This window comes from uncultured Anaerococcus sp. (assembly GCF_937934665.1).
Taxonomy (GTDB): Bacteria; Bacillota; Clostridia; order Tissierellales; family Peptoniphilaceae; genus Anaerococcus.
On record NZ_CALGYW010000016.1, the window covers coordinates 1 to 3,056 of the forward strand.

Sequence of the window (3,056 nt, forward strand, 5' to 3'; positions counted from 1 at the left end):
CGATAGTACCAATATTAATATGTGGTTTACTTCTTTCAAATGATTGTTTACTCATATTATTTCTCCTATTTATTATTTATTAATTACTTCGTCTCTTACTGATGCTGGAACTTCTGCGTAATGGTCAAATCCCATTGCGTAGGTTGCCCTACCTTGAGTCTTACTTCTTAGGTCAGTTGCGTATCCGAACATTTCTGATAGTGGAATGAATGCGTCTAGGACGTGGATTCCGTCTTTTGGATTCATACCGTCTATCTTTCCTCTTCTTGATGATACGTCACCCATTACATCTCCAAGATACTCGTCTGGAGTAGTTATTTCAACTTTTTCGATTGGTTCTAGTAGAACTGGGCCTGCTTTTTCAACTGCGTTTTTAAAGCCCATGCTTCCTGCTACGTGGAAGGCAACTTCTGATGAGTCGACTTCGTGGTAAGATCCGTCGAATAGTGTTACGTGTAGGTCTACCATTGGGTAACCACCAAGGATACCAGCTGCAGCTGCTTCCCTAACACCTTCTTCAACTGGTCTGATGTATTCTTTTGGAACTGCACCACCAACGATTTTGGATTCGAATGTGATTCCTGATCCTTCTTCGCCTGGTTCAACTCTAAGCATAACATCACCGTATTGACCTGAACCACCTGATTGTCTTACGAACTTACCTTGAGCTTCAGCTTCTTTAGTGATTGATTCTCTGTAAGCTACTTGTGGGTTACCGATGTTTGCTTCTACTTTGAATTCTCTTAGTAGTCTATCTACGATAATTTCAAGGTGAAGCTCACCCATTCCTGAGATGATTGTTTGACCTGTTTCTTCATCTGATCTTGTTTGGAAGGTTGGATCTTCTTCTGCAAGTTTTTGAAGACCAATAATCATCTTATCTTGAGATGCTCTTGTTTTTGGTTCGATTGCTACAGAGATTACTGGGTCTGGGAATTCCATTTGTTCAAGGATAATTTGATGATCTTGATCACATAGAGAGTCCCCTGTTGTTGTATTTTTAAGACCTAATAGAGCAACGATATCTCCAGCATAACCTACTGGGATTTCTTCTTGCTTATCAGAGTGCATTTGCATGATACGTCCAACTCTTTCTCTCTTGCCTTTTGTTGCGTTGTAGATGTAAGAACCTGATTCAATTGTTCCTGAGTAGATTCTTGCGTAGATTAGCTTACCTACATATGGGTCAGTTACTACCTTAAATGCTAATGCTGCTGCTGGTTCATCATCTCCAGGGTGTCTTTCTAGTGTCACTTCTGGATCTTTTGGATCAACACCTTCAATAGCTGGTACATCTACTGGGCTTGGCATGTAGTCGATTACCGCATCTAGTAGTGGTTGTACTCCCTTGTTTTTGTAGGCTGAACCTAATAGACATGGGAATATTTTTCTTTGAATTGTTGCTTTTCTTATAGCAGTTTTCATTTCTTCTTCTCTTACATCTTCACCTTCTAGGTATTTCATCATGATAGTATCATCTACCTCTGATAATTCTTCTAGTAGGTTATTTCTGTATTCTTCTGCTTGGTCAAGAAGTTCTTCTGGTATTTCAGATTCTTTTGGATGTGCTCCAAGGTCTTCAGAAGAGTATGTTACTGCTTTCATTGTTACAAGGTCTACTGCACCTTCAAAGTTTTGCTCAGCTCCTATTGGAATTTCTAGTGGAACTACGTTTGCTTTTAGCTTATCTTTGATTGTGTCTACTGCCATGAAGTAGTCTGCACCTGTAGCATCCATTTTGTTGATGAAACAAATTCTTGGGATATTATATTTGTCAGCTTGTCTCCAAACAGTTTCTGATTGTGGTTCTACACCACTTTTAGCATCGAATAGGGCTACAGCTGAGTCTAGTACTCTTAGAGATCTTTCAACCTCTACAGTAAAGTCAACGTGGCCTGGTGTATCGATGATATTGATTCTATGGTTTTTCCAGAATGCTGTTGTTGCAGCAGATCCTATTGTGATACCACGTTCTTTTTCTTGGTCCATGGAGTCCATGACTGCTGTACCATCGTGGGTATCTCCTATTTTATAAATTTTACCAGTATAGTATAGCATCCTCTCGGTGGTAGTTGTCTTGCCAGCATCGATATGGGCCATGATTCCTATATTTCTGGTATCTTTAAGTGCTACCTGTCTAGGCATTTATCCCCCTAACCTTAGTATCTAAAGTGCGCGAAAGCTTTGTTAGCTTCTGCTGCCCTATGCATTTCTTCTTTTCTTCTTACTGCGGCACCCGCATTGTTTGATGCATCGAGAATTTCTTTAGAAAGTCTTTCAACCATAGTTTTTTCGCCTCTTTGACGAGCGAAGTTTACAAGCCATCTTAGGGCTAGTGTTTGTCTTCTTTCTGGTCTAACTTCCATTGGTACTTGGTAGTTTGCACCACCGATTCTTCTTGCCTTAACTTCTAGAGTAGGCATTATGTTTCCCATTGCTTGGTGGAAAACTTCAATAGCATCTTCGCCTTTGGTTTCTTCTACTATATCAAAAGCTTCATAAACTATTCTTGTAGCAAGGCCTTTTTTGCCGTCTAGCATAACGTTGTTGATAAGCTTTGTTACAACTCTATCGTTATACTTAGCATCAGGCATTACCTCTCTTTTTGGTATATGTCCTTTTCTTGACACTTTTCTTCCCTCCTTTACCAATTATGTGTAAATTCTTTAGTACTCGATCAAAATCGCAAAGTGTGCACATATACCTTATTTTTATATTAATAGGCACATTATGCACTTATTTAACTAATTACTAGCCTCTTTTTGCTCCGTATTTAGATCTACCTTGTTTTCTTCCTTCAACTCCTGCTGTATCTAGTGTACCTCTGATGATGTGGTATCTAACACCTGGAAGGTCTTTTACCCTACCACCTCTAATTAGTACAACACTGTGTTCTTGAAGGTTGTGTCCAATTCCTGGAATGTAAGAAAGCACTTCAGCTCCATTTGTAAGACGAACTCTTGCGATCTTTCTTAAAGCTGAGTTTGGCTTTCTAGGTGTAACTGTTCTAACTGATGTACAAACTCCACGTTTTTGTGGTGATTGGTTTGGAGTTA

3 protein-coding genes are annotated in these 3,056 nt (G+C 39.5%); all 3 read right to left on the reverse strand.

What is annotated here, in order from left to right; genetic code table 11:
- Positions 1-72: 72 nt before the first annotated feature.
- The gene (gene fusA / locus Q0410_RS00745) at positions 73-2,145 is read right to left on the reverse strand and encodes an elongation factor G (RefSeq protein ID WP_299031728.1); all 2,073 of its coding nucleotides are present in this window, start codon (positions 2,143-2,145) and stop codon (positions 73-75) included.
- A 14-nt stretch (positions 2,146-2,159) separates the two neighbouring features.
- Positions 2,160-2,630, reverse strand: a complete 471-nt coding sequence (gene rpsG, locus Q0410_RS00750; RefSeq protein WP_299031730.1) for a 30S ribosomal protein S7 — start codon at positions 2,628-2,630, stop codon at positions 2,160-2,162.
- Positions 2,631-2,751: 121 nt separating this feature from the next.
- A partial coding sequence (gene rpsL, locus Q0410_RS00755) for a 30S ribosomal protein S12 (RefSeq protein ID WP_299031733.1) occupies positions 2,752-3,056 on the reverse strand: 305 nt, incomplete at its 5' end.